This is a genomic window from Sessilibacter corallicola (assembly GCF_021290925.1).
Lineage (GTDB): Bacteria > Pseudomonadota > Gammaproteobacteria > Pseudomonadales > Cellvibrionaceae > Sessilibacter > Sessilibacter corallicola.
Genome location: NZ_JAJSLX010000002.1, coordinates 632,288 through 659,246, shown reverse-complemented (window position 1 = coordinate 659,246; position 26,959 = coordinate 632,288). Strand labels below are relative to the sequence as shown.

At 42.6% G+C, this 26,959-nt stretch carries 30 protein-coding genes and 1 pseudogene; 8 read left to right on the top strand and 23 right to left on the bottom strand.

The features are described from left to right. Position 1: 1 nt before the first annotated feature. The 3 genes from LU361_RS10145 to LU361_RS10135 form a co-directional block, all read right to left on the bottom strand. Positions 2–409 (bottom strand): GNAT family N-acetyltransferase, encoded by a 408-nt coding sequence (locus tag LU361_RS10145; RefSeq protein ID WP_233088727.1) that lies wholly within the window; start codon positions 407–409, stop codon positions 2–4. A 25-nt stretch (positions 410–434) separates the two neighbouring features. Next, positions 435–671 (bottom strand): helix-hairpin-helix domain-containing protein, encoded by a 237-nt coding sequence (locus tag LU361_RS10140; protein WP_233088726.1) that lies wholly within the window; start codon positions 669–671, stop codon positions 435–437. A gap of 258 nt (positions 672–929) precedes the next feature. Then, positions 930–1,196 (bottom strand): type 1 glutamine amidotransferase family protein, encoded by a 267-nt coding sequence (locus LU361_RS10135; protein ID WP_233088725.1) that lies wholly within the window; start codon positions 1,194–1,196, stop codon positions 930–932. Between the two features lie 211 nt (positions 1,197–1,407). Here LU361_RS10135 and LU361_RS10130 point away from each other — a divergent pair, with 211 nt between their 5' ends. Both LU361_RS10130 and LU361_RS10125 read left to right on the top strand, forming a co-directional pair. Continuing rightward, positions 1,408–1,608, top strand: coding sequence for a cupin domain-containing protein (locus tag LU361_RS10130; protein WP_233088724.1), 201 nt, complete (start codon positions 1,408–1,410; stop codon positions 1,606–1,608). Further along, positions 1,609–1,836, top strand: coding sequence for an AraC family transcriptional regulator (locus tag LU361_RS10125; RefSeq protein ID WP_233088723.1), 228 nt, complete (start codon positions 1,609–1,611; stop codon positions 1,834–1,836). A gap of 302 nt (positions 1,837–2,138) precedes the next feature. Here LU361_RS10125 and LU361_RS10120 read toward each other — a convergent pair whose 3' ends face one another. The 8 genes from LU361_RS10120 to LU361_RS10090 all read right to left on the bottom strand — a co-directional run bounded on the left by LU361_RS10120 (position 2,139) and on the right by LU361_RS10090 (position 7,588). Then, positions 2,139–2,702: a hypothetical protein gene (locus LU361_RS10120; protein WP_233088722.1), complete on the bottom strand. Its 564-nt coding sequence runs from the start codon at positions 2,700–2,702 to the stop codon at positions 2,139–2,141. Between the two features lie 821 nt (positions 2,703–3,523). Then, entirely contained in the window at positions 3,524–3,985 is a 462-nt protein-coding gene (locus LU361_RS10115; protein WP_233088721.1) for a hypothetical protein, read from the bottom strand. Positions 3,986–4,104: 119 nt separating this feature from the next. Then, a complete protein-coding gene (locus LU361_RS10110) occupies positions 4,105–4,245 on the bottom strand; it encodes a hypothetical protein (protein ID WP_233088720.1) in 141 nt (46 codons plus the stop codon). Between the two features lie 138 nt (positions 4,246–4,383). Then, positions 4,384–4,518: a hypothetical protein gene (locus LU361_RS20175; RefSeq protein ID WP_286206468.1), complete on the bottom strand. Its 135-nt coding sequence runs from the start codon at positions 4,516–4,518 to the stop codon at positions 4,384–4,386. Between the two features lie 43 nt (positions 4,519–4,561). Continuing rightward, positions 4,562–4,879, bottom strand: coding sequence for a hypothetical protein (locus tag LU361_RS10105; protein WP_233088719.1), 318 nt, complete (start codon positions 4,877–4,879; stop codon positions 4,562–4,564). 64 nt (positions 4,880–4,943) lie between these two features. Then, positions 4,944–6,092 (bottom strand): PIN domain-containing protein, encoded by a 1,149-nt coding sequence (locus LU361_RS10100; protein ID WP_233088718.1) that lies wholly within the window; start codon positions 6,090–6,092, stop codon positions 4,944–4,946. 142 nt (positions 6,093–6,234) lie between these two features. After that, positions 6,235–6,570 carry a hypothetical protein gene (locus LU361_RS10095; protein WP_233088717.1) on the bottom strand — a complete coding sequence of 112 codons (336 nt, stop codon included), beginning with the start codon at positions 6,568–6,570 and terminating at the stop codon, positions 6,235–6,237. Between the two features lie 679 nt (positions 6,571–7,249). Next, on the bottom strand, positions 7,250–7,588 hold the full coding sequence (locus LU361_RS10090) for a zinc ribbon domain-containing protein YjdM (RefSeq protein ID WP_233088716.1): 339 nt from the start codon (positions 7,586–7,588) through the stop codon (positions 7,250–7,252). 251 nt (positions 7,589–7,839) lie between these two features. Between LU361_RS10090 and LU361_RS10085 the strand changes: the two genes are divergently transcribed. Then, positions 7,840–8,595 (top strand): phosphotransferase, encoded by a 756-nt coding sequence (locus tag LU361_RS10085; RefSeq protein ID WP_233088715.1) that lies wholly within the window; start codon positions 7,840–7,842, stop codon positions 8,593–8,595. An 86-nt stretch (positions 8,596–8,681) separates the two neighbouring features. Then, positions 8,682–8,996 carry a hypothetical protein gene (locus tag LU361_RS10080; RefSeq protein ID WP_233088714.1) on the top strand — a complete coding sequence of 105 codons (315 nt, stop codon included), beginning with the start codon at positions 8,682–8,684 and terminating at the stop codon, positions 8,994–8,996. A gap of 43 nt (positions 8,997–9,039) precedes the next feature. Here LU361_RS10080 and LU361_RS10075 read toward each other — a convergent pair whose 3' ends face one another. From LU361_RS10075 to sdhC, 11 genes and pseudogenes are all read right to left on the bottom strand, one after another. Continuing rightward, positions 9,040–9,429 carry a DUF4278 domain-containing protein gene (locus LU361_RS10075; protein WP_233088713.1) on the bottom strand — a complete coding sequence of 130 codons (390 nt, stop codon included), beginning with the start codon at positions 9,427–9,429 and terminating at the stop codon, positions 9,040–9,042. Positions 9,430–9,677: 248 nt separating this feature from the next. Further along, positions 9,678–10,550 carry a succinate--CoA ligase subunit alpha gene (gene sucD / locus LU361_RS10070; RefSeq protein ID WP_233088712.1) on the bottom strand — a complete coding sequence of 291 codons (873 nt, stop codon included), beginning with the start codon at positions 10,548–10,550 and terminating at the stop codon, positions 9,678–9,680. 14 nt (positions 10,551–10,564) lie between these two features. Continuing rightward, complete coding sequence (gene sucC / locus LU361_RS10065; protein WP_233088711.1) at positions 10,565–11,728, bottom strand: ADP-forming succinate--CoA ligase subunit beta; 1,164 nt, start codon at positions 11,726–11,728, stop codon at positions 10,565–10,567. Between the two features lie 254 nt (positions 11,729–11,982). Beyond that, complete coding sequence (gene lpdA / locus LU361_RS10060) at positions 11,983–13,428, bottom strand: dihydrolipoyl dehydrogenase (RefSeq protein ID WP_233088710.1); 1,446 nt, start codon at positions 13,426–13,428, stop codon at positions 11,983–11,985. A 92-nt stretch (positions 13,429–13,520) separates the two neighbouring features. Beyond that, positions 13,521–14,702: a 2-oxoglutarate dehydrogenase complex dihydrolipoyllysine-residue succinyltransferase gene (gene odhB, locus LU361_RS10055; RefSeq protein ID WP_233089528.1), complete on the bottom strand. Its 1,182-nt coding sequence runs from the start codon at positions 14,700–14,702 to the stop codon at positions 13,521–13,523. Between the two features lie 99 nt (positions 14,703–14,801). After that, positions 14,802–15,017, bottom strand: a pseudogene (locus LU361_RS10050) (biotin/lipoyl-containing protein); the annotation flags it as partial. A gap of 97 nt (positions 15,018–15,114) precedes the next feature. Further along, complete coding sequence (locus LU361_RS10045) at positions 15,115–17,958, bottom strand: 2-oxoglutarate dehydrogenase E1 component (RefSeq protein ID WP_233088709.1); 2,844 nt, start codon at positions 17,956–17,958, stop codon at positions 15,115–15,117. A gap of 556 nt (positions 17,959–18,514) precedes the next feature. Further along, complete coding sequence (locus tag LU361_RS10040) at positions 18,515–19,219, bottom strand: succinate dehydrogenase iron-sulfur subunit (protein WP_233088708.1); 705 nt, start codon at positions 19,217–19,219, stop codon at positions 18,515–18,517. A 17-nt stretch (positions 19,220–19,236) separates the two neighbouring features. Beyond that, the gene (gene sdhA / locus LU361_RS10035) at positions 19,237–21,009 is read right to left on the bottom strand and encodes a succinate dehydrogenase flavoprotein subunit (RefSeq protein WP_233088707.1); all 1,773 of its coding nucleotides are present in this window, start codon (positions 21,007–21,009) and stop codon (positions 19,237–19,239) included. 3 nt (positions 21,010–21,012) lie between these two features. Continuing rightward, positions 21,013–21,381, bottom strand: coding sequence for a succinate dehydrogenase, hydrophobic membrane anchor protein (sdhD, locus tag LU361_RS10030; protein WP_233088706.1), 369 nt, complete (start codon positions 21,379–21,381; stop codon positions 21,013–21,015). Continuing rightward, the gene (gene sdhC, locus LU361_RS10025; RefSeq protein ID WP_233088705.1) at positions 21,375–21,749 is read right to left on the bottom strand and encodes a succinate dehydrogenase, cytochrome b556 subunit; all 375 of its coding nucleotides are present in this window, start codon (positions 21,747–21,749) and stop codon (positions 21,375–21,377) included. The genes sdhD and sdhC overlap by 7 nt, the downstream gene beginning before the upstream one ends. 996 nt (positions 21,750–22,745) lie before the next feature. Here sdhC and gltA point away from each other — a divergent pair. The 4 genes from gltA (at position 22,746) to LU361_RS10005 (ending at position 26,240) form a co-directional block, all read left to right on the top strand. Then, entirely contained in the window at positions 22,746–24,023 is a 1,278-nt protein-coding gene (gene gltA / locus LU361_RS10020) for a citrate synthase (RefSeq protein WP_233088704.1), read from the top strand. 240 nt (positions 24,024–24,263) lie between these two features. Next, the gene (locus LU361_RS10015) at positions 24,264–24,785 is read left to right on the top strand and encodes an RNA polymerase sigma factor (RefSeq protein ID WP_233088703.1); all 522 of its coding nucleotides are present in this window, start codon (positions 24,264–24,266) and stop codon (positions 24,783–24,785) included. A gap of 32 nt (positions 24,786–24,817) precedes the next feature. Continuing rightward, positions 24,818–25,336: a hypothetical protein gene (locus LU361_RS10010; RefSeq protein WP_233088702.1), complete on the top strand. Its 519-nt coding sequence runs from the start codon at positions 24,818–24,820 to the stop codon at positions 25,334–25,336. 10 nt (positions 25,337–25,346) lie between these two features. Next, positions 25,347–26,240 (top strand): DUF4097 family beta strand repeat-containing protein, encoded by an 894-nt coding sequence (locus LU361_RS10005; protein WP_233088701.1) that lies wholly within the window; start codon positions 25,347–25,349, stop codon positions 26,238–26,240. Between the two features lie 66 nt (positions 26,241–26,306). On the opposite strand, the gene LU361_RS10000 is transcribed toward LU361_RS10005, so the two are convergent. Continuing rightward, positions 26,307–26,831 (bottom strand): thioesterase family protein, encoded by a 525-nt coding sequence (locus tag LU361_RS10000; RefSeq protein WP_233088700.1) that lies wholly within the window; start codon positions 26,829–26,831, stop codon positions 26,307–26,309. Positions 26,832–26,959 lie beyond the last annotated feature (128 nt).

The following is a 26,959-nucleotide window of genomic DNA, read 5'->3' as shown; positions in this document are numbered from 1 at the left end:
TTCAGAACTTTTGACTCATTTTAAAATAAAGCACACCACTCTTATAAAACCTGTCACCTATAGGACTAAAACCAAATCGTTGATAAAAACCGAGTGCGGACTCTCTTGCGTCAAACCATAAGTGATCAATTCCAGATTCTTTTAAGTGACTCAATAGATAGTTAAGCATATAACTACCAACACCTTTATTTTGATGCTCTTTTAATGTTGCGAACTTTCTTAAGCGGGCAGAATCTTCTGAAATATAAATTGAAGCCACACAAACTAATTCTGCTTTTAAAAATGCGCCGTAATGCGATGCCTCGAAGTCGCCATCAACGATACAAAATTCTGGATTTTTATCTGGCCATAAAACTTGGTGTCGAATTGGAATGGTGTCTTCCCAAGTTATTTTTTTAATTTCCATCATACTTTTCGATTTAAATCTTAGCTGGTTATAGAGGCTGTTTTGCTCGTTCTATGGCTCCTCTAATTGCATTTTTTGATTGCGGGCTATTTTTCCAGCATGTGGAATTAAGCATGTTTGCTATCATTTCGGCAACATCGTTGGTTTGACACTTCTTTAACTGATCAAAAGAACAAATGCCAATTTCTTCAAATCGTTGAATCACCGTTGGACCGACACCTTTAACCGCTAAAAGAGCTTCTTTTTCTTTGTCCGTAAAACCCATACCCACTCATACCTCTTAATTCGCAATACTGTCGCGTCTTATTGTTCGTTCAAAATCAAAATTTCATCATACTGATAATACAGCCGTTAATATCGGACGTCTAACGATACTAAAAAGGTACTGGCCTTCGGCCAAGAAACACTACGAGATATTCTGTTTTAAGAATAGGAAAGGAAAGTATTGAGGTTTACTGAAATTTTGATGAAATTAATTGGGTAACGACGCCACTTTACGTGGCGCCATAAAATAATGTTTAAGCTAGCTTATCGCTTTAATCAAAGCGTCCGCCACAACGGATGAAGACGCTGGGTTTTGTCCTGTAATCAGCAAACCGTCAATTATCACAATTGGGTTCCAATCATCCGTTTTTTCATACAAACAACCCAAAGCAGTCAACTGATCTTCTACAAGACAAGGAACGATTTCTGTCAATCCCACAGCAGCTTCTTCAGAGTTACTAAATCCGGTAACTTTTTTGCCTTTAACGAGGGGCTCACCAAGATTGTCTTTTGCCTTTAACAGCACGGCTGAGGCATGACAAACCGTGGCAACCGGTTTTTCTGCGGCAATAAAACCCTCATGGAATCAGAGTTACTGTACGGATCCCACAACGGTCCATAACCACCGGGATAAAATACTGCATCAAACTCTTCATTCAACAAATCAGAACGCTACGTATATTTGGAGATTTTAACGGAAGGAGTTCGAACGGAATTAACCTGATGCGTACTAAGCTTTGTACCAAGTTTCGGGAGAACTGTTAATACAACAATTACCGCCGTTATTATCGTTAAACGAATTTAGTAAAGATACTGAACAATGGATTGAAAGCACACTGCGATTTATCGACCAAGAAGCTAGAGAATTAAAACCCGATGGCGAAACCACCATTACGCGTCTGGCGGATATATTAATTATTCAATTAATTCGTCAATGATTGGAGCAAGCGCTCGAAGCCAATTCTGGCTGGTTAGCCGCGTTAAAAGATGAACATATTGGACGCGCACTGAGAGCCATTCATTATCAACCTGAAAAGAAATGGACGATGATTTCATTAGCCGAGGCCTGCGGGATGTCACGCTCGGGATTTTCAGCAAGGTTTACCGAAATCGTCGGCATCAGCGTAAAAAATTATTTGATCGAATGGAGAATGAAGCTCAGATAATTAACCTTGAACTGTCAACCTCTCAATTTTAGTCGATTGATGCAACCAATCTGATTCCAACACCCCAAATGGTCGAATCGAATTAAACCATTTATCATGGCCTATCTTTTTAATGAAAAAATGATAAACAGTCCAACTAAACGCAGGCTCTTCAGTGATAATACAATGACTATAGAACTACTTTTTTCGAGTAGCTCTATAGTACCAAATTAATCAAACGGGTTCAGTGTCGATAGTAAATCAACGCAAAAGAATACAATTTGGCATGCACTTTAATTATAATTTTTCTTTTGATCAAAATATCAACCATTACCCCAATCATTAATATCTGATCGATTCGCGCTTATGAGGACCGAGGGTAACGGGTTGGTATGATCGATTTTTACATATGCATCTACTTTAGTGGCTAATTCATACAACCTCGTAACTCCTGCCGCTTTATCAACAGTTTCACCATCATCATTAATTGGATAACCCGTATACTCTGCGACAATTCTCGCGGAGCGGCTTTCATTTTGATTATAAAGGACAACATTAAATTGCCCATCAAGATTAAGACTGGGAGGAATAACAAATGTTGTCTCTAAAGTACCAACAATGAGACGTAAAAGTCCCCAATAGTTACTTTTAATTCCAAGTCGCATCATGCGAGCTTGGGCCTCACCTTCACCTATAGGAGGCATAAGAGCATAGGCAGCAGCAGCCATACCTCCCATTGCCGCAGCGTTGATTAGTGCTGGTGCAATTATTGGTAAAAGTGCTGGTACAGCGCGGCTCCCTCTGTTTGCTTCCAATTGTTCATTGGCTTGGTCTGTTACATTTTGTATGTAAGCATTGAGACTATCGAAACTCGTTGGATTAGACATTATTCTATTTTCCTTTTCACTTATTAAAGGGAGAAAGTTCACAACTCATCAATAGAATAAATTGAAAATAAAGATATCGATATTACACGCCATTACACGCCACTAATAAACAGTAAAACAACGTGATTTTTATTAAGGTATTTTTGGAAAATATGGCACGTAATGCAAGCCACATCAGTCATATACACATCGAAAATGAAAGAATTAAAAAGGAATTAAAAAGGAATTAAAAAGACATCCAATAATTAAAATTCATATCGACGCGGAAAACACACCAAGCAACGACAAGCAAGATTCAAAAAACTGGCTTGGGGCTCTGCGAGCAGAGCATAAAGAATTAATTTGAGATGCGTTTAAAGTTTTATTGAAATAAAAACAGTCAGGTTAAGTAGTGGTAAACCAAGGCGAGCTTTAACTTAACTAGCAATCTAGGCCATTAGCCTAATACCTTTATACCAACGCTTATTGTCTTTATCGGACTTGGCTTTTAAGGCATTTTTCGAACCAGCATTTGAAGCGTACAAAGAGGTGAAATTTTTGACGTGCGTAATCCACTGTTCTGGACTAAGCCCAAGAGCATGTATAGTTTTTTCAGATACCTCGGAAATAAAATCCCGTTTGTCGTCACGAATACACCGCCCGGTAATTTCGACCAGTTCTAGGTAATCAACAAATGTAATTGGAATGGCTTCAGCAATATCAGTATGTACGCTGCCATGAAGTTGTTTTAAACAAGATTTAGGAAGAAACTCTAATTGGAGCTTTGTTCGATTTTTTCTACTTTCTTATCTTTAATTGGATTCGCTTTTGATTGCTTTTTGTTAATTTAAGATTGGTTTTTTCTCATGATTATCTGGATTTTGTTTTAGTTTTGAATTTTTCTCAGCTTTATTTTTAATATTGACGAAATCAAAAATACGCTGCTGAATAGAAGTAAAATCACTATCAATTAAGTCGTCAGCTATACCAGCGCGGACTGGATTCAAATCAACATAAGCCATGCAAATCAATAGTGCTTGTTCATCAAGCAAGGCTTGAGATTTAAACCGCCCTTCCCAAAATCGGCCCTTGCAGTTATCTTCCTCGTTTGCCATCCAAGCAATAGTTTCATTTACGCCGTGCATAAACCAACTGATTGATGTTAATCGCTCACGCCACTGCTGGATAATTTTTTCGGTTTTTTGTAGTTCAGCTTTCGACATCTCAGCACGAAAAACAATCCACTTTTGAATTAATTTATCGCCTTTATACAACTGCAACCAGCGCTCAACAACCTCATCCAAACTCCATCCTTCGGCGCGAACATTATCGACATGTAAAACCACGTGGTAATGATTACTCATCACCGCGTAAGCACAAATATCGATAGCGTAAATGTAGGATAAAAAACGAAGACGAGAAACTAACCATTGTTTGCAATGATCAAAATTCTCACCAGCTTCATGGTCATCACCACACAAATAGCACAACGCACACAACGAACCATGCAGTGGTAAAACGGCGTGTCGTCGATGGAGATTTGTGCGGAGCGGGGTTTAATCATGCTTTGGGGTTATTGCAGGGATTGGAAGGAAAGTCAATTTCATGGATGTCCTTTTTATTGTCGGTTGATTGTGTTGTGGCTGCGTAGCGACCACCACATAAACAAGAGACGGAATAGCCGTAAGGCTTGACCGCTTTGTTAACCGCGTACGCTGAACCGAAAAAAGTGCATTTCGACACCGTCATCTAACTCAAACGAGTGTCGAAAATTACCGCCAGTTACAGCACCAACGGCGCTATTCCAAAATAGAAATCCCCTCTCATTCTCCTTCATAACTCTAACTATCCATTTACCCGGGAAGAGCTCTAGAGACCTATTAAAAGCGGCGCTTCCAATCCCCCATACGAGCGAACCTTTTTAGGACGAAAAACTGATCAATATCGAATACACCATCTTCTGAAGGGTAATGTCGAATGAAGACAAATCCAGCTATCTCTTCATCAGCAAGTATAAAGTAAGGGTAATGATTCTCCTTTTGCCAATATCGGTCGATAAGCTCTGTGTTCCTTATGTAGCTACCGTCCGGTTGTAATTTGCTTCTGGTTAAATCAGAAAACTCGTACATATAATAATTGAACAAGGAGGCTAATACGGGCTTTTCATCTTTTTCAATTATCCTTAATAGAATTTCCACTTATGCCTCTTGAGCGGTTAACGCTTGGGTCAGGTGCGCCGTAGGCGTCACCTGGACCCACTTGTTATATTTTCTCTGCGTATAACTCTCTGTTGAATGGTGGCTCTGTTTTTGTGCTGTCGTACAGAACATATTTAGCTACTTGGCTATCATTTTCATCAATCTCTACTAGCTCATATGTATCTGTGTCATAGCCACCTTTTACTTTCCATTTTGAGCTGCGTTCAATAAGCCTATGGTTTTCAGGAATATTTAGATGCTTTCTGTATTCTTCACTGGCTTGAATTGTTGTTGGCTTTTTAGGTGGCTTGCTGAAATCGAGTTTATGAGTGGCTTGTCCCTTAACCTCTTCTTCTGAACTCTTGACCGTTTCAACTACCTCTATATCTGCTTCAAATAACTCTAACAACCCGGACAAGCTTAATATGTGAAATGATTTACCATCAGTTACTTCTCTAAATTCATCTACTAACTCAAATCTAGGGTAAAGAGGTTTTTTCCCGCTTTGATGCCACCAATCTGCTTTTTCATCGCCTGAAACGAATACCACATGTTGTGATTGAGTTTTTCCCAGCTCTAAAAGTTCATGCCAAATAAGTAAGTCCCCAGCTTGGTTCTCATCTTTCGATTTGTCCTTGTACCCAGGTGGAATATTCAGTTCATTTCGCCGTTTCAGGTCTGTTGAAATATCATCAAGATTCAAAGCGGCATCATCGAGAACTCTTTCAGACAGCACCTCATGATACATTTTACTTACTGGGTCATTCCAGCCCCAAGCTTGTACTGCCCCCATCGTTTTTCGTATTCTATTTTGGTGTTCTCTTATTGCTTCCTTTAATAATTTCTCTTGCTCAAGAATATCTTGATACTCAGGAAGGCTTTCAAGCAAGGGATACTTACCGACATAGTTAAAATTTTGATTAGATTTTTTTGAAAGGCTTTCATTAATATTTGACAACTTGTTTGATCTGTTATCCAAATATTCTCTTATTGCTTGTGATGGAATAAAGATCTTATTACTGCCAACTAATCTCAAGTAGACATCTTTGATGGCATCAAGGCTTTTTACATCTGTTGTGTACGGAAGCAATAACACATTTGCATCTAATACATATAAACAGTCGTTCTTTATTTCTGATAAAGGTTTCAGAGTGAACATAAACGACTTTTTAGGAGACGGATAAATGTCTCGCTTTTTAAATTCTTTACTCATAGTTTACTGCTTAGTTTGAGTGAAAATATAACGCCCCGCTAAAGAGCCGAAGCGGAGTGGATTATTTTGTGCTATTAAAGCACAAAATAAGACGCGCAGCGAAGGTCCAAGCAGCTTTTGCTGCTGCTCTTTGAGCGGATTGTTAGATGTTTGCCTGATTAAAAACATATAGCCCGTAGAAGACCAAAAATATCGTAAATAAAATTGTAGGGGCGATACCCGACCAATAAATGATACGCTGGCGCAGCACCAATTGTTTTCCGTAACGTGGCTTTGCCAGCCCGACCCAACCTAGTATTAAAGTAATTAATCCGAACAGTATAAAAATTACTAGAGAGAAGGTGTAAAGGATCATTTGAATATCTGTCAAAACCACATCGCCCGAAGGTTCAGTATACCCAGGGCTAAAAACAAACCAGCCAATAAACAGAATTAATATCGAGTATGTGCTGACTATCCCTATCTCATCTTTCTCCATGTTCACTTTAGCGCTCTATTCGAATACATCTAACAATTTAATAGACGTTCCTACGACGCAGGTTCCAAAATCAACTGTCACCACGACGCTTTTACTCAAATGCACCGTCGTTCGTACATCTATCTGGAATAAATTTTGTCAACGCTAACTTGCAACCCGTACCACGTCAATATTTCGGCGATTTTTGGCACGCAATTCATTTTTATTTTCTAAATGACTGGTGCATTTATCCAGAAATACGCTGTCAGATTATTTTACTGGTTTGAGGTGTCCTTAATTACCTCTAAATTTAATCAGTATCGATTTATCTCAATGTATAATTCATTGTTTTACTACAAATAATATTTTCTCGCCCAAGCCGGGTATGAATTTCACTTCTTGTTTACACAATATGAAAATAAAAATTATAGGTCGATTTAGGGACAGCTAGATGAATGTATTAGTGGAAGGCTTTTCGACGATTTATAATTGAGAATGGAGTTCCAAATTTAGCCACATGTCGGAATTTTACTCCGTTTTTTATAAAATTTATCGGCCCTAATAGTTACACGGGTTATGATAATTAACACAAACAGTATAACGCTTATAATCCATTAATTCCTATTCGACTTATACAAGCTACACCCACGCAATTTATTATTTTAATTGTAACGTGGGTATAAGAGTTTTGAATTTTCTATTACGCTTTTTTAACAAACTTTGCTGTTACCATCATTTCTCCGGCACCATCCACTCGGCAATCCAATTCGTGATCCTTGCCATCTACAATTCGACGAATCATCGCTTTGGTACCAATTTTAAGCACTTGGGAGCTGCCTTTTACCTTTAGGTCTTTGATGAGTGTTACTTTGTCGCCTGCATTCAACTGTGTGCCGTTGGCGTCTTTTGCTGTGGGTTCGTCTTCATCAGCGGAGGTGTCCGCTGGATTCCACTCATAAGCGCATTCTGGACAAACGAGGTTGTCTTGGTCTTGGTATACGTATTCCGAGTTACATTGTGGGCAGGGAGGTAGTGACATGGATAATTACTTCGTTAATGACTTTTGCGCGATTATACTATGATGACGGCCAAATCGGGGAAGTAGTCTCCCTCATGTAACGTCGATAAACGGAAATTTCATGAATAATTGATCAAGGACACCGCAAACAGTCTCGTTGAACACATTTGCATCAATACAGTATGGATTTTCGATGATTTTATTGACGTTTCTATCAACGACGATTGTTCATGAAATATCGATAAACCATCCAATAGTCTGGGCTCTACATTTTGAATTCTACCGAAGAACATAGTTTACTAAATACTGCGTTAGCGACCTGGAATGATTGGCGGCTACCTTTAGATCGGCGTCCGTCAGTTATTTCAAAATCGGAACTGGGTTTAACTAACGGTACTTATTTTTTATCGTCTAGGTCGGATAAAAAAATAGAATTTACGTTACGGCTTTTTTCGAAAAAATCGGAATTATTTGGAATCAACCGATCCTATGAACGTATTATTCAATCTGCTGTTGCGGAAATTAATTTAGCGCCGAAAATTTATTATTACGACGAGACTCTTGGATTTAGCGTTTGCGAATATGTACACGGCTACGTTACTGACGAAAAAGAATTTAAAAAACCAAATCACCAAAATTTAGTAATCCATGCGATAAAACAGTATCAAAAAATAAAGCTTGAATTACCTAAGTTTAATTATTATCGGCATCTAAATAACTATGCTTCGCATTTGCAAAATCGTTTCACTGCCGAAGAACAACAACAGTGGTTAGATTTTTCAAAAAATTTACAAGTTTGGCAGGAAAATAATTGGCAACCGACTCTTACCCATCATGATCTTAATCATGCCAACGTAATTTTTACGGAAAACTCTTTATCAATTATTGATTGGGAATACGCGGGGTTTGGTCACGGGCAATTTGATCTAATCAGTATCGGTTCTCATTCAAAAACTGACTCAAAAAAAGACCAGGAATTTATCAAACAAATACAGCAATGGCTGAATACACTTTGGTTCAAATTTTAATGACTTTTTAATGAGATTATTTTTATACGTGCGCCACTAACCTAGTAATTCCAACAGTATTCCACAGAAACACTAGGGCAGTTCTTATGGCTGAGTTAGCACTCGACGACAGAAGTATTTCAGCGCTTTACAAGCTGGATATCGAATTTAAACGTGCAACCGGTTTACATCATCGCTTGTCGAGCGAAAGCGCTATTTTGGATCTCATTAAGAAAGCGTTTGTCTCTCAATCCCCGAAAATCAAAGCAGCGTATCTGGAGTTTATTGATACACTCAGTATTCAGCAAAAGACCAAGTTGAACGATGAAGGCATTGTGCCAATTCGCCTGAATTCACTGTCTAACAACAACGCTAAGAAAGGCTTTTTGAAGCAATTATTTGGATTTGGAAAAAGCGCATAGTCATAACTTTACGGTTTGCGCTTTTTCTCAATGGAACACCGCTCTAATCTTCGCTAATACGCTGACCGCGATAAATCACTGCTTTCTTATCTTTTAAAGTGGATTCTTGGGTGACACTTTTATCCGCTTGAGAAACCACACCTCTGTACACTTTCGGCTTATCAGAACTGACGCTTTGTCCGGTATGCTCGGCTTTATCGAATTTAACGCCACGATACGTGAGGGCTTTCTTTTGGTCGAGGTCGAGACTGGTTTCGAAGAATTTAAACGCTTTGCGAATTTTGGAATTTCGCGAGGTGCTGGCCATTTGAATTAATTCAAATAATGAAGCGTCTTGTGACAAGTTATGTCTGACACCAAATTCACGGCGCATTTGCGATTCAAGCTGGTTTAACGCAATTAAACTGGTATTTGAAAACGATAGAACGGTCATAGATTTCCCTTTTTATCCTAGTGCGGCTTCTGTCCTGTAGCGGAAAGTCATTAATAACTTTTTTCTGCGCCACACTTACCTTTTTATTATGTTTGTGCACTTAAGCATCAAGTGCTCTCATTACGGCTTAGGGCTTGCGGAATCTTTTTTTATTATTATGAACATCGTTATAGTAAGAATAAAAAAAGGCGACTCCAAGAGCCGCCTTTTTTATGCTGCAAGTATTTACAGTTAATTGACTGTAAAACTTACCAACCGGTAACTTCTTTCAAAGTTTTACCGATATCTGCAAGGCTGCGACAAGTCGCAACGCCTGCGTCGTTCAATGCAGCAAATTTCTCATCAGCAGTACCTTTACCACCAGAGATGATCGCACCGGCGTGACCCATGCGCTTTCCTGGAGGAGCAGTTACACCTGCGATGTAAGAAACAACTGGCTTGGTTACGTTCTCTTTGATGAACGCAGCTGCTTCTTCTTCTGCAGAACCACCGATTTCACCGATCATTACAATCGCTTCGGTCGCTGGATCTTCTTGGAACAACTTCAAGATATCAATGAAGTTAGAGCCTGGGATTGGGTCACCACCAATACCTACACAAGTAGATTGGCCGAAACCTGCGTCAGTGGTTTGCTTAACCGCTTCGTAGGTCAAAGTACCAGAACGAGAAACGATACCCACTTTACCTGGCAAGTGAATGTGACCAGGCATAATACCGATCTTACACTCTCCTGGAGTGATAACACCTGGGCAGTTAGGGCCGATTAAACGTACGCCTAGCTCATCACACTTAACTTTTGCTTCAAGCATATCCATAACTGGAATGTGCTCGGTAATACAAACGATAATTTTGATGCCGCCGTTAGCTGCTTCCAAGATAGAATCTTTACAGAAAGGTGCAGGTACGTAGATAACAGAAGCTTCTGCGCCTGTTGCTTCTACTGCTTCTGCAACAGTGTTAAATACAGGAAGACCTAGGTGAGTTTGACCACCTTTTCCTGGAGTTACACCGCCAACCATTTTCGTACCGTAAGCAATTGCTTGCTCAGAGTGGAAAGTACCTTGACCGCCAGTGAAACCTTGACAGATTACTTTAGTGTCTTTGTTAATTAGAATACTCATTGTGCTTTCCCCTATTAACCTTGAGCCGCTTTAACTACTTGCTCAGCAGCGTCGGTTAGGCTGGTTGCAGCAATGATGTTCAAACCACTATCTGCAAGTACTTTAGCACCGAGGTCTGCGTTGTTACCTTCCAAACGCACAACTACAGGTACTTTAACGCCTACTTCTTCAACTGCGCCAACAACGCCTTCTGCGATCAAATCACAGCGTACGATACCGCCGAAGATGTTGATCAATACAGCGTTAACGCTGTCGTCAGCCAAGATAATTTTAAACGCTTCGATTACACGTTCTTTAGTAGCACCACCACCAACGTCTAGGAAGTTAGCTGGCTTGCCGCCGTGTAGGTTTACGATGTCCATGGTACCCATTGCAAGGCCAGCACCGTTCACCATACAACCGATGTTGCCGTCTAGAGCAACGTAGTTAAGATCCCACTGTGCAGCGTGAGCTTCACGAGCGTCTTCTTGTGAAGGGTCGTGCATTTCTTTCAATTCTGGGTGACGGTATACCGCGTTACCATCGATAACCACTTTAGCGTCTAGACAGTGAAGATTGTTTTCGTCAGTGATCACTAATGGGTTAATTTCCAAAAGAGCCAAGTCTTTCTCTTGGAACATTTTCGCAAGACCCATGAAAATCTGGGTGAACTGCTTGATTTGAGCGCCTTCCAAACCTAGTTTGAAAGCAAGCTCACGACCTTGGTATGGCTGTGCGCCAACAAGTGGGTCAACAGTTGCTTTAAGAATCTTCTCAGGAGTTTCTTCTGCAACTTTCTCGATTTCAACACCACCTTCGGTCGATGCCATGAAAACGATGCGACGGCTAGAGCGGTCTACAACAGCGCCTAAGTAAAGCTCGTTAGCGATGTCAGTACATGACTCAACTAAGATACGGCTTACTGGTTGGCCTTTTTCGTCTGTTTGGTAAGTTACCAAACGCTCGCCTAACCACTTTTTAGCAAACTCTTGGATTTCTTCTTTGGAGTCAACTAGTTTTACACCGCCCGCTTTACCACGACCACCTGCGTGAACCTGGGCTTTAACAACCCACTTATCTCCACCAATTTCATCTGCGGCTGCTGCAGCTTCTGCTACAGTTTCAGCTGCAATACCTTTAGATACAGGCAGGCCGTATTCACGAAACAGCTGCTTGCCCTGATACTCATGCAAGTTCATGACTATTTTCCGTTTTGACTGAGTTAGCGAGTTACGATGACCAGGTTACGATCACGCCTCTTTCTAACCCGATTGACATCTATGAGGTTGATACCTCACGCCTTGGTTGCCCGGAGCAAGCACGCTTATCGGCTCCGAGCCTCACTCTCACTTATATCGCGAGTTGATGAGTTTGACGCCCAATTTAAAGCGCTGACGTCAAAGCTAGAAATCTGCCGTCTTAATGCGGCTTGGTTATGGCTTTTTAACCAATTTTATTTTTTACGCTTTGGACGGTTAGGCATGTGAATCGCGTGACCGTTAACTGCAAGCGCTGCTTCTTTTACTGCCTCAGAGAACGTTGGGTGACCGAATACAGTCATACCGATATCTTCTGCGCTGGTGCCGAATTCCATTGCCAATGCAACTGACTGAACAAGGTCAGACGCACTTGGACCCACAATGTGGCAACCAAGTACACGGTCAGTTTCTGCGTGAGCAAGCATCTTAACTTTACCTTCTGCTTCGCTCGCAGCTACCGCACGACCGATCGCAGTGAATGGGAAAGTACCAGAGTTGTATGGAATACCATCGGCTTTCAATTGCTCTTCAGTTTTACCAACTGATGCAACTTCTGGGTGGGTGTAGATAACGTTTGGAATGATGTCGTAGTTAACCAAGGTTTTTTCGCCAGCGATACGCTCAGCAACCATAACACCTTCTTCAGAACCTTTATGCGCAAGCATAGGTCCACGAACTACGTCACCAACCGCCCATACGCCAGGAGCATTGGTAGAACAAAGGTCGTTTACGTAGATGAAACCGCGCTCATCTAGGTTTACGCCACTGTCTGGAGCCAATAGACCTTCGGTAAATGGACGACGACCAACACAAACAATCAACTTATCGAAAGTTTGTTTTTGCTCTTCACCTTTCGCGTCAGTGTAAGTAACTTCTACTTCACCGTTTTTGACTTCGGTACCGGTTACACGACAACCTAGACGAATGTCCAAACCTTGTTTGGTGTAAATTTTCTTCGATTCTTTTGCAATTTCCTGATCCATAGTGGATAAGAAATCTGTCATGGCTTCAAGCAATACAACATCAGAACCTAAACGGCTCCATACACTGCCAAGCTCAAGACCGATAACACCAGCACCGATAACACCTAAACGCTTAGGTACTTCAGAGAATTCCAATGCGCCAGTAGAATCAACGATGACATCGTTATCAACTGGAGCGACAGGAATAGCAACAGGGATAGAACCTGATGCAAGAATGACGTTTTCAGCTTCTAGTGTAGAAGTGTTGCCGTCAAAATCAGTGTACTCAACTTTTTTACCAGCAAGTAATTTACCTGTACCGTAAAGCGACTTAACTTTGTTCGCTTGGAACAATGCAGAAATACCGCCAGACATTTGTTTTACAACGCCATCTTTACGAGTAATCATGGTTGGCACGTCAATCTTAACGTCGCCCGTGCTAATACCATGACCTTCGAATGCTTTGTGTGCATCGTGGAATTTGTGAGAACTATCTAAAAGTGCTTTCGAAGGAATACAGCCAACATTTAGGCAAGTACCGCCGTTTACACCTTTACCGTCTTTATTTTTCCACTTTTCAATACACGCAGTTTTTAAGCCCAATTGCGCAGCACGGATCGCGGCAACGTAGCCAGCAGGACCAGAGCCGATGACGATGACATCGTATTTATCCGACATACTAAAATTCCTAATTTGAAAATACTTACAACATGATGAGGGCGATAAATAACAACGTTATGAACGCCCTCGTATTTGCACTGAGCTTAAAATTAAACTTGAAGCAGAATTCGAGCTGGATCTTCAATCATGTCTTTGATCGCAACTAAGAATTGAACTGCATCTTTACCGTCCAGCAAACGGTGGTCGTAGGATAATGCCAAATACATCATTGGCAAAATTTCTACCTTGCCATTTACTGCCATTGGGCGATCTTGAATTTTATGCATACCCAAAATTGCTGATTGTGGTGGGTTCAAGATAGGAGTCGATAACAATGAACCGAATACACCACCATTAGTAATGGTGAAAGTACCACCCATCATCTCGTCGATTCCGATTTTGCCGTCGCGCGCGCGCAAACCGAAATCGCGAATACCACTTTCGATGCTAGCGATGCCCATGTCATCAACGTCACGCAATACAGGAACCACCAAGCCGTTTGGTGTAGAAACCGCAACACCGATGTCTTGGAAACCGTGGTAAACGATGTCGTCGCCGTCGAGAGAAGCGTTAACTTGTGGGAAGCGTTTTAGTGCTTCACAAGCAGCTTTAGTGAACATACCCATGAAACCTAGACGCGCACCGTCGTGAGTTTTCTCGAATAGATCTTTGTACTCTTTACGAAGATCCATCAATGGTTTCATGTTTACTTCGTTGAACGTGGTCAACATAGCGGTTGATGAAGTTGCATCCAACAAACGCTCAGCAATACGCTTACGCAAACGTGTCATTGGTACGCGTTTTTCGATGCGATCGCCGGCTGGTAACGGTGCTGCCGCCGCTGCAGGTTTCGCTGCCGGAGCTGGAGCCGCTGCTGGCTTAGCAGATGCAGAAGCAACGTCTTCTTTGGTGATACGACCGTCTTTGCCAGTGCCGGCAACAGAATTTAGGTCGATACCTTTTTCGCTTGCCATTTTGCGTGCTGCAGGGCTTGCAACAGCGTCTGAGTTGGAAGCAACTGGAGCTGCTTCGGCAACTGCTGCCGCAGGAGCTGCGCTGGCTGCTGCGCCTTCGGTGATTGCACCAATTACTTGGTTGCTCGCAATAGTCGCACCTTCTTCAGCAGAGATAGAGGTCAATACACCGTCTACTGGAGCAACAACTTCTAAAACTACTTTATCGGTTTCAATATCAACAATTAATTCGTCGCGAGATACTGCAGAACCCACGGCTTTGTGCCAGTTTGCAATGGTGCCGTCTTGTACAGATTCTGGGAAAGTTGGCGCTTTGATTTCTACTGCTGCACCAGACGCAGCTGGCGCTGCCGCAGGAGCTGCTTCAGCAGCAGGTGCAGGAGCCGCAGCGGCACCGGCTGCTGAAATATTTGCGATAACTTCGTTACTTAGAACGGTATCGCCTTCTTTTTTAAGTACGTCGCCCAAGACACCGTCTGCTGGCGCAACAACTTCTAAAACTACTTTGTCGGTTTCAATGTCAACCAACAATTCATCTCGACTGACTGCTTCGCCAGGTTGTTTGTGCCAGGTTGCAATTACACCGTCTTGTACTGACTCTGGGAATGTAGGCGCTTTAATATCTGTAGTCATTGTGGTTGATCTTCCTTCAGGATACAGCTTCGTTGTGGAGTGTTTATTTTTGCGGGCTCGCGCCCGCTTAGATTATGACCTTATGAACTCTTTGTGCTCATTCAACGATAAGCGCTTTGTTTACCAAAGTAGTTTGCTCTTCTACGTGCGTAGACATATAGCCTGCAGCAGGCGCAGCGGACGCATCTCGACCGGCAAATTTCAATGGTACATTGAGTTCTAGCTTATTAAGCACGCGGTACATTCTGTGTTGACAACTGAACCACGCACCTTGGTTCATCGGCTCTTCCTGACACCAAGTAAAGTCGACGATGTTTTTGTACGGCTCAAGAGCCTTGTACAATTCTTCTTCAGGGAAAGGATAAAGTTGCTCGATACGAACAATAGCAACGTCATCAATTTCTTTCTCTGTACGCGCTTCTAGTAAGTGGTAGTAAACCTTACCACTACACATCACAACACGTTTTGCCTTGGCTGGATCGATTTGATCATCGCCAATAACATTCTGGAAACTTCCTTCAGACAGCTCTTCCAAAGAAGAAGTCGCTAATGGGTGACGAAGAATCCACTTAGGACTCATCACAACCAACGGGCGACGCATTGGACGAATCGCCTGACGACGAAGCATGTGGAAAACCTGAGCCGGTGTGGTTGGGATACACACTTGAATATTGTGCTCAGCACACAACTGCATGAAACGCTCAAGACGTGCAGAGGAGTGCTCTGGACCCTGGCCTTCATAGCCGTGCGGCAATAGCATGGTCAAACCACACAAACGACCCCACTTGTGCTCACCACTGGTAATAAATTGGTCGATAACAACCTGGGCACCGTTAGCGAAATCGCCAAACTGAGCTTCCCAAATCACCAAACCTTTTGGTGTGGTGGTTGCGTAACCGTATTCGAAAGCCAGTACTGCTTCTTCCGAAAGGTATGAATCGTAAAGATCGAACGCCGGTTGATCGTCTTTAATATTTTCCAGAGGAACGTAGCGAGTCGCGTCTTGTTGACTGTGCAAAACGGCATGGCGGTGAGAGAACGTACCACGACCACAATCCTGACCGGTCATGCGAATGGAGTAGCCTTCTTCTAACAGCGTAGCGTAAGCGAGAACTTCTGCCATTCCCCAGTTAAGTGCGGCACTGCCAGCGGCCATTTTGCGGCGATCTTCGTAGATCTTAGCCACTTGACGCTGTACTTGAATTCCGTCAGGAACATCACAAGTTTTCGCTGCGATTTCGCTGAGTTTTTTGAATTCAACGCGAGTATCGCCTTCAGCGGTCCAGTCATGACCGATGTAAGGAGACCAATCAACGAACAGAGAGCTGTCTGGCTCAGAAATTAAGCCGTCAGCAACCGATTCACCGCGATCCAATTTCGCACGGTATTCTTTCGCCAGAGTGTCGGCTTCTTCTTGAGATAAAACGCTCGAAGAAACAAGATTTTCTGCGTAAAGAGTACGGGTGGTTTTTTGACCGCGAATTTTTTTGTACATCAATGGCTGTGTTGAAGACGGCTCGTCGGTCTCGTTGTGACCACGGCGACGGTAACACACCAAATCAATAACAACGTCTTTCTTAAATTCGTAACGGTAATCCATCGCCAATTGAGAAACGAAGATAACCGCTTCTGGATCATCACCATTAACGTGGAATACAGGTGCTTCGACAAACTTAGCAACGTCAGTACAGTATTCTGTAGAACGTGCGTCTTCTTTGTTATTCGTCGTAAAGCCCACTTGGTTATTGATAACCACGTGTACTGTTCCGCCGGTTTTATAAGCGCGAGTTTGAGACATTTGGAAAGTCTCAAAAACCACACCTTGGCCTGCAAATGCAGCATCACCGTGAACAGAAATAGGCACCACTAAATCACCGGTTGCGTCGTCTCTGCGATCTTGGCGAGCACGAACGGAACCTTCCACCACAGGTGAAACGATTTCGAGGTGAGATGGGTTAAATGCCATCGCCAAGTGAACTTCGCCACCTTGGGTCATCACATTTGAAGAGAAACCTTGGTGGTATTTAACGTCACCGGAAGTATCAACCAGTTTTTTACCTTCAAACTCGTCGAACAAATCGGTTGGGTTTTTACCAAGGATATTCACCAGGGTATTTAGACGGCCACGGTGAGCCATGCCCATAACGATTTCTTTTGCACCAAACGCACCAGCGCGCTTGATCAAAGCATCGATTAACGGGATGAAACTCTCGCCACCCTCAAGACCAAAACGTTTGGTACCTGGGTATTTACTGTCGAGATGGCGCTCTAAGCCTTCGGCTGCGGTCAAGCGATCTAATAATCGCAGCTGAACTTCGCGGCTGTAATTTGGATTTGCACGCACACTTTCTAAGCGTTGCAATAACCATTGGCGTTCAGCAGCATCATTAACATGAGTAACTTCTGCGCCAATTGAACCGCAATAGGTTTGTTGTAGAGCGGAAAGAATGTCGCGTAGAGGCGCTTGTTCAATACCCAACATCAAATCGCCAGTTTGAAAAACTGTATCCAAATCTGCCGTGGTCAAACCATGATAATGAATATCAAGATCCGGCACGTCTTTAGGAGGCGTAAGTCCTAAAGGATCAGTCTTAGCAATCTGATGACCGCGTGAACGATAGGAATTGATAAGCTGGACAACTTTTATCTGTTTAGACTCATGCTCTGAACTGACTGCACCGCCAGCAGAAGCACCTAAAGTCCCTTTATCGCGAACACGATCTTTTGCAAGTTGTGCAAATTGTTCACGAATAACAGAATGAGGAGTATCGGCGCCGATAACACCCTGAAGTCGAGGAAGCTGGTCAAAATATTCACGCCATTGTTCCGGAATGGCGTTCGGGTCGTGAAGGTACGTATCGTACATTTCTTCAACGTATGCGGCGTTTCCACCTGATATATGGGAAGTACTCCAAAGAGCTTCCATGATGCTGTCTTGCATTTCTGCCCACCTTTTAACTGGGGCATCCTACCTGCAAGAGGCGCTAAAATGTCATGGACCAATACCTCTAATCTTATTATTTTAAGACTTAAGGTTCTCTGACCTTGGCAATTATTTCCGTTCTGGGAACTACAAGGCGAAGCTAATCTTTTATTCCGCTTTCATCGTATTAACTACTAGAAAACGAACAATCGGCATAGAAACCTTGAGTGTCAGAACGTTTACCGCCTGACTTTTACAGATAGGCCGACGACTGTCGGCGCACCCCTATGATCGCTAAATCGCCGCTAGTTACAACGACACAGTTAAATTTGCCCAAAAAATAATCAGGCTTTTAGTTTCGAACAAAACAAATACCTGTTCGAATTTAGCTTCGTCGCGCAATGTACGCCTATGACAATCTAAGTCAAGTATTAAACCAAAAGACTGTGATATTTTTAATAATGAGCAGGTCTTCGGCCGTCTACAAAACAAATCTCAAAAACGTAAACGAATTAAAAATTTATCAGAGCACTCCACATGTGAATTCACAGTGAAGTGCTTATTTATAATTATATTAAGTAGCGCTGCTGAGCAACATGTTGCGAATGTGGCCGATTGCCTTGGTAGGATTCAATCCTTTCGGGCAAACATTCACACAGTTTTGGATACCGTGACAGCGGAATACGCTGAACGGATCGTCCAAATTCGCTAAACGATGCTCTGTTTCCGTATCACGGCTATCTGCCAAGAAACGATAAGCTTGTAACAAACCTGCAGGTCCAATGAACTTGTCTGGATTCCACCAGAAAGACGGACAACTGGTTGAACAACAAGCACATAAAATGCACTCGTATAAACCATCCAGTTTTGCACGCTCTTCTGGAGATTGTAGACGCTCAATAGCAGGTGCAGGAGTGTCATTCTGCAAAAACGGCTCAATTTTTCGATATTGCTCGTAGAACTGAGACATATCGATAACGAGATCGCGAATAACTGGCAAGCCAGGTAATGGACGCAAAATTAATTTGTTGTCTTTAACACATTCAGACAACGCCTTAATACACGCCAAACCATTTTTACCATTGATATTCATACCGTCAGAACCACATACACCTTCACGGCACGAACGTCTGAACGCAAGACTTGGATCTTGAGCTTTTAAAAGCTCAAGAACGTCAAGAACCATTAGGTCTTTACCCTGAGTATCTACCTCATATGATTTCATAAAAGGTGCTTTGTCGGTATCAGGGTTGTAACGATAAACTTCGACTTTCAACATAACCATTACTCCCGAAATTAATAGGTACGAACTTTTGGCTCAAAACGTTCAACCGTTTTTGGCGCAAAGTTAACCGCACGTTTTGCAACGCGTTTTTCACCAGGGAAGAACAATGAGTGACATAGCCAGTTTTCATCGTCACGTTCAGTGAAGTCTTCACGAGCATGAGCACCGCGAGATTCAGTTCGAACTTCTGCTGCAATCGCAGTCGCTTCTGCAGTTTCCATCAAGTTTTGAAGTTCAAGTGCTTCGATACGAGCAGTGTTGAATGCAGCGCTCTTATCTTCAAGGTGAACGTTTTCAATACGCTCACGAAGATCAGCCAGCTTCTTAACACCTTCTTGCATGTAGTCACCGCGACGGAATACACCGAAGTGGTTTTGCATAACAGTTTGCAACTCTTTGCGAAGTGCAGATGCATTTTCGCCAGAAGTAGACGTGTTCACTTTGTTCAAACGAGCCATTGCCGCTTCGATATCGGAATCGCTTGATTCGCGGTTATCGATGCCTTCACGCAGTGCTTTCTCGATGTACAAACCAGCCGCACGACCAAATACAACCAAGTCAAGCAGTGAGTTACCGCCAAGACGGTTAGCACCGTGTACAGATACACACGCAATTTCACCACAAGCGTACAAGCCTTCGATTACTTTATCGTTGCCCGCAGCGTCTTGAGTCAAAGCTTGACCGTGAATGTTGGTTGCAATACCACCCATCATATAGTGACAAGTTGGTACTACCGGTACTGGTACTTTTACAGGGTCGGCGTGTGCGAAGGTACGTGATAATTCACAAATACCTGGCAAACGGCTTTCAAGAACTTCTTCACCTAGGTGATCAAGTTTCAAGAATACGTGGTCGCCATCAGGACCACAGCCACGGCCTTCAAGAATTTCAAGAACCATAGAGCGCGCAACAACGTCACGGCCTGCAAGGTCTTTAGCGTTTGGCGCATAACGCTCCATGAAGCGTTCACCATCTTTGTTGATGAGGTAACCACCTTCACCGCGACAACCTTCAGTTACAAGAACACCTGCACCGTGAATACCGGTCGGGTGGAACTGCCACATTTCGATGTCTTGTACAGGTACGCCAGCGCGAAGAGCCATACCAACACCATCACCAGTGTTAATATGAGCGTTAGTGGTAGATGCGAAGATACGACCTGCACCACCAGTAGCAAATACAGTCGCTTTCGATTTTACGTAAACGGTTTCGCCGGTTTCGATGCTAATAGCGATAACGCCAGTTACAACATCGTCTTGGTTTTTCACAAGATCAACAGCGAACCACTCGTTTAGGAAAACGGTATTGTTCTTTACGTTGTTTTGATAAAGAGTGTGAAGCAATGCGTGACCGGTACGGTCCGCCGCTGCACAAGTACGAGCAGCCTGTCCACCTTTACCAAACTCTTTAGACTGTCCACCAAACGGACGTTGGTAGATACGGCCTTCTTCTGTACGAGAGAATGGAAGACCCATGTGCTCTAGTTCGAACACTGCTTCTGGACCTACTGAACACATATATTCAATAGCGTCTTGGTCACCGATGTAATCGGAACCTTTAACAGTGTCATACATATGCCAACGCCAATCATCATTTGGATCAGCTGATGCGATCGCACAAGTAATACCGCCCTGAGCAGAAACGGTGTGCGAACGGGTTGGGAATACTTTAGTGATTACAGCGGTTTTGTAACCAGATTGAGCCATCTGAAGTGCAGCGCGCATACCAGCGCCACCGCCACCAATAACGATGCCATCAAATGTAATAGTTCTCATATTAGCCATGACTTACAGACCCCACAATATTTCAACACCCCAAACGGTGTAAGTAATAGCTACAGCGCCAAGGATTACCTGAGCCACAATTCGAGCAACTACAGCTTTCGCACCTATTGCACGAGCGGTTAAGTAGTCTGTCAATACAGACCATAAACCAATCCAAGCATGAGCAATGATAGAAAGCAAAGTAACTAAACTAAAAACTCTCATCCATAACTGATCGAAAAGACCAGACCATTGATCGTAGGTCAAACCGGGGTTTGCAACCAAATACACAACAAGAAAAATTGTATATGCCGCCAACACTACAGCGCTGACACGTTGAATTAACCAGTCGTAAAGACCACTTCGACCAAAACTTGTAACTGCTGTTACCATACCCAAACTCCTGCTAACAGAATCAATACAATCGCTACTGCGATGACGACTTTGGCTCCAGCTTTACCCCCTTCGAGGGTTTCACCAATGCCTGCATCCATAAATAGATGGCGAACGCCAGCTACCAAATGATACGCAAGAGCTGCCAAACTGGCCCACATAATCAACTTAACTATAGGACTAGAGAAAACTTCTTTGACACTTTCAAAGCCACTTTCGGAACTTAAGCTCGTGCCCAACGCCCAAAGTAGGAGCGCGACAACGCCAAACAGAATGACGCCCGAAACACGGTGCAAAATCGAAACGTAAGCGGTAATTGGAAGGCTGAAGGTTGAAATATCTAGATTTACAGGTCTATTTTTGTTCACGGTTAGTGCTACCTTTTTCGCTACCAAACGGAAGCCATTTCAAGAAAGGCCATTTTTTACTCGGCGGGAAAAGCCTTGCTCACAAGCTACGGAATCAAGCGAATACGCACAAAATTCCCCCTGTAAGAACGCGCGAAATTATAGATATATGACTTCGAAATTACAATTAGTCAGACTATAGAGTGAGGTTCATAACCTTAGTTTTCAAATAACTAAAAGCCCCTATTTATGCGATAGTTATAGGTAATTCAAAGGTTTGAATGAAATTTTTGGCGTCAAAAAAAATTAATTAATTTGTTTCCAAAATTGTTAAAAACCGGTTTATCTACAACAATGAACATAGAAATTTTCACAAAATTCGGCCAATTCAGCGTTGTTGATCTTCCGTTTAAGAGCAAAAATGCATTGTATATATGCAATTAAATTTAACAGGTTCATTACTTGTTAAATTGATTTAAAAAAGTAAACTATAATTACACTTACGCAAGCGTTAGCCACATAAATTTAACAAGGGTCCAGTAAAGTTAACCAGACTTTAGTAGTAAATTTGGAAAATTTTATACGACTAACCGCTACCGTATTTTCACATATTACCGCAGTAAAAATTTGCGCTAAAAACAGTAGTAATGAGGTTCTGAAATATTGGATAACCCTGTATTTCAGAGGGTTCAAATAGTTTTTCCAAGAAACTTTAGGCAGGTTATTAAGTTTCTAGTATGGCATTTTGGCGCAATACAGCCTTTTTTCGACTCCCCTGTTCCAAATTAAACGAACAGATGTGGGCCACAGCTATACATTGACTTTCCACGGCACGGCCGTATAGTTTGCCAGCCAGCCCAAAAGGGCAGCTAATTCAAATAGGATGCCAGACGTCCGATAAATACAGGTGGCTGTACTACCAAAACAGCTACCATATAAAGTATCCAGAAAGATTTTCTTCCCACAGCCTGAATACTTACCAATGGCTTAGACAATTTGCAATTATAGGAGTCCGTTATGACTGATAAGAAAGCTTACCTTACGGTCGAGGGTTTGGACGAACAAGTAGAGCTGCCAGTATATTCTGGCTCAACAGGCCCTGATGTTATTGATGTTCGCGGCTTAACCGGCAAAGGGTATTTCACCTATGACCCCGGATTCGTATCCACTGCATCATGTGAATCTAAAATCACTTATATTGATGGCGAAGCCGGCGTTCTTCTCCATCGTGGTTACCCAATCGAACAACTCGCCGAGCACTCCGACTTTCTAGAAACCTGCTTCCTCCTCCTCAATGGCGAATTGCCAAATCCCCAAGAAAAAGAAGAATTCGTAAATATCATCACTAACCACACCATGGTTAATGAAGCTATGGCGCGCTTCTTCCGAGGCTTCCACCACAACGCACACCCAATGTCTATGATGTGTGGTGCAGTTGGTGCAATGGCATCTTTCTACCATGATTACCTAGACATCACCAATCCTGAGCACCGCGCAATCTCTGCACACCGCTTGATTGCTAAAATGCCAACTTTGGCCGCTATGTGTTACAAGCACTCTCAAGGCCAGCCGTTCATGTACCCGAACAACAAGTTGAGCTACTCAGAGAACTTCCTACACATGATGTTCGGTACTCCATGTGATGACCCAGAAGTTAGCCCTACTTTGGCACGCGCAATGGACAAAATCTTCCTATTGCACGCCGACCATGAGCAAAACGCATCTACTTCTACCGTTCGTCTAGCTGGTTCTTCTGGCGCTAACCCATTCGCATGTATCGCTTCTGGTATCACTGCACTTTGGGGTCCTGCGCACGGTGGTGCAAACGAAGCCGTTCTTAACATGCTTGCGGAAATCGGCGATGTTTCTAACATCGACAAGTTCGTTGCTAAAGCAAAAGACAAAAACGATCCATTCCGTCTAATGGGCTTCGGTCACCGCGTTTACAAAAACTTCGACCCACGTGCGAAAGTAATGAAAGCGACCTGTGACGAAGTATTGGCTGAATTAGGTCTTGATAACGATCCACTACTAGCCGTTGCTAAGCGTCTAGAAGAAATCGCCTTGGAAGATCCATACTTCATCGAGAAGAAATTGTACCCGAACGTTGATTTCTACTCTGGCATCATAATGAAAGCCATCGGCATTCCAACTGAAATGTTCACTGTGATCTTCGCAACTGGACGTACTGTAGGTTGGATCGCTCACTGGGCAGAAATGATCAGCGGTTCATACAAAATTGGTCGTCCTCGTCAGCTTTACACTGGCTACGATAAGCGCGACTTCCCAGCTTAATTCTCATTCGAGATGCAAGTCTGACAAAATAAAGCCAGCACCACGCTGGCTTTATTTTTATCTCCAAGATTTCCCCATTAACTCACCTGCTCTTACCTCATTTCTTTCCAACGTAATCCATTTCATATAATTGAATTTAATTCGAACAGACAGTTCTAGTGCAATTCGATCTTAATTCGTGTAAACCTTTTATTCTTCTAGCTACGTCTTAGCACCCAAAAGGAAGGAATTAAAAAACCATTGGACAAGACAGAATCGAAGCTTGTTAAAGCTGCTCAAAATGGCAACACCAAAGCCTTTGAGCGACTTTATCGAATTTACAGCGGTAGAGTTTTTGCTCTCGCGTACCGACTTTGCGGGGATCGACACTGGGCCGAAGATTTAAGCCAGGACGCCTTTGTGCGCGCGTGGAGCAAGATAGGCAGCTTCAAAGGAGAAAGCCAATTTGGTACATGGCTGCACAGAGTCACCGCCAATGTTGTTATCTCTGCGTTGCGACGCAGTAAAGCCAATTTAGAAGATGAACTTGATACCAATGAGCACGATGGCCAAAGCCAAACACCCCCTGACCTTGATGGCGATATGGAAAAAGCCATTCAAAAATTACCAGAGGGCGCTCGCTCAGTGTTGGTTTTGTACAGTATCGAAGGATACACCCATGAAGAAATTGCCAGCATGCTCAACATTGCCGTCGGCACCAGCAAGGCGCAGTTGCATCGCGCTCGAAATACTTTGAAATCGTGGTTTGCCAATGCTGAATAAACTTAATTTAAACAAACAGATTCGTTGTGAACATGACTAACGACCAAAACAAATTAACTGATGATCAGCTCGACAACATGTTGAGCCAGCTCCATAAAAATCCGCCGGAACTAGAGGCAGATTTATGGCCTGGAATAGAACAAAAACTGCCGAAACAAACTCATTGGTGGCAGCATGCCTCTGGCTTTTCGATTGCAGCCTCATTATTTGTTTGCGTATTAAGTTTGGGGTACTCAGTCTTTTTACACCAGGACAACAACCAACTCAGGACCCAACTGGCAACCGCAGTAACGTCTGATATTTTAACCCCACAAAACAATACCCAGGCCACGATATCTGCGATTCCCGTAAGCTTGGGTAATCAGTCTTGCTCTGAATCACCAGAAGAAGCCGTTATTCGTGAGAATTTACTCATCATAGAAATGGCGTTAGTCCAAATTAAAACAGCATTAAAAGAATCACCGAACGATCCGACGCTAAATAAACGCCTTTTAGATTTATCAAAACAACAAATTAATTTAGTTAACCGTGCAAATACAATCGCATTGTGAGGAAGAGATTATGAAAATTATTATGAGCTGCTTAGCGCTGACAATGCCTTGTATCGCCATTGCTGCCGGCCAAAGCATCGATGAAATTAAAGACACTGGCAGCAACCCTAAAATCCAAATTGAAAATGTTCGCGGTAATGTTTCTATCCAAGCTTGGGATAAAAACCAAGTTGCTATCAGCGGCACCCTAGACGAAAATACAGAAAAATTTATTTTTGACGCCAGCGAATCTCGAGTCAATATTGTTATTGAATCCGACCAACCTCGAAGCGGCTGGGGACACAACGCAGGCAATATAAACGGCAGTGCTCTTGTCATTAAAGTACCGTCAAATTCAAAAATCGATGCCGAAGGTTTTTCTACCGATTTTGTATTAGAAAATATTTTAAACGATGTGCAAATTGAATCCGTAAGCGGCGACGTCGACATTTACGGCAATCGCGCCCGTTTAAATATCGACACCGTCAGCGGCGATATTAATATTGAAGATCACGAAGGCTTAGTGTTTGTCGAGTCAGTCAGTGGCGATATCGATTACGAAGGATTAGCCACACGCATTGAAGCTGAATCTGTACAAGGCGATATTGATATCAACAATAAAGGCGAGCTTCGAGAAGGTGAATTCAGCTCCGTCTCGGGAGACATTGACACAAAAACCAACACAGACAGCGATCAATTGTCTTTGGAATGGAATGCCGTTAGTGGCGATATACAAGTCTTTTTCTTAAACCCAGTAAGCGCTACATTCCAAGTTGAAACCATGAGTGGAGACATCAGAAACTTACTGACTGAGGCCAAACCAGATAAAAATCGATGGGTCGGCAGTTCACTCACCTTTAATTCAGGAAATGGAGATGGTGACGTTTCAATTTCAACCGTCAGTGGAAATGTCAGGATCAAATAATTCTAACGGTCTATTGCATCGCAAAGAGTAATCACCGACTCTTTGCGATGTTTACATAAAAAATATTTAGGTGTTATTTTCTTTATTCAGATAGTTAATGTTATCGGAATTTTCAAATTCGCGAATTTCCTCACTCATTAAGTCACAACTTTTCGACCAATGCTCCAACCATTCACCTTTTTCGGGCGGAGTATCATCAAAACCAAGCTCTCGAAAAAATTCTTGTGGCGGCACGGTGTAACTCCTAGTTTTAAAAAGGCCACGTACAACAACAACACCAACAATGCGCTCATTACGCACAAAATAATGTTTAAAATAAAACCATTTTTCGTCCCAACCAATGATTTTTGTGTGTATTTCAAACGCTTCGAACAACTTTAATTCTTTACGAAATTTTCCCCAAGTATCCCCAACAACAGCTGTTGCCTTGTGTTTCCACGCCACCTTATGAGTACCGGTCTTCAGAGCAAAATCGATTCGAGCAATATCGCCAAAAGCAAAATAACGACCATTGGTAACATGGCGATTTAAATCCAAATCTGTCGGCCACACTCGCAATTTAATTACCGCCACATGGTCTTTATTAGTCACTTTGGACCGCCAAGGTCTACTGAACAACAGACCTATCAGCCTGAACCATAAATTCATTCATCTCTCCTAAACTCATGCAACCTTTAAGAATGCACAATAAAAACTGTTCTCACTGTTAACCACCAACA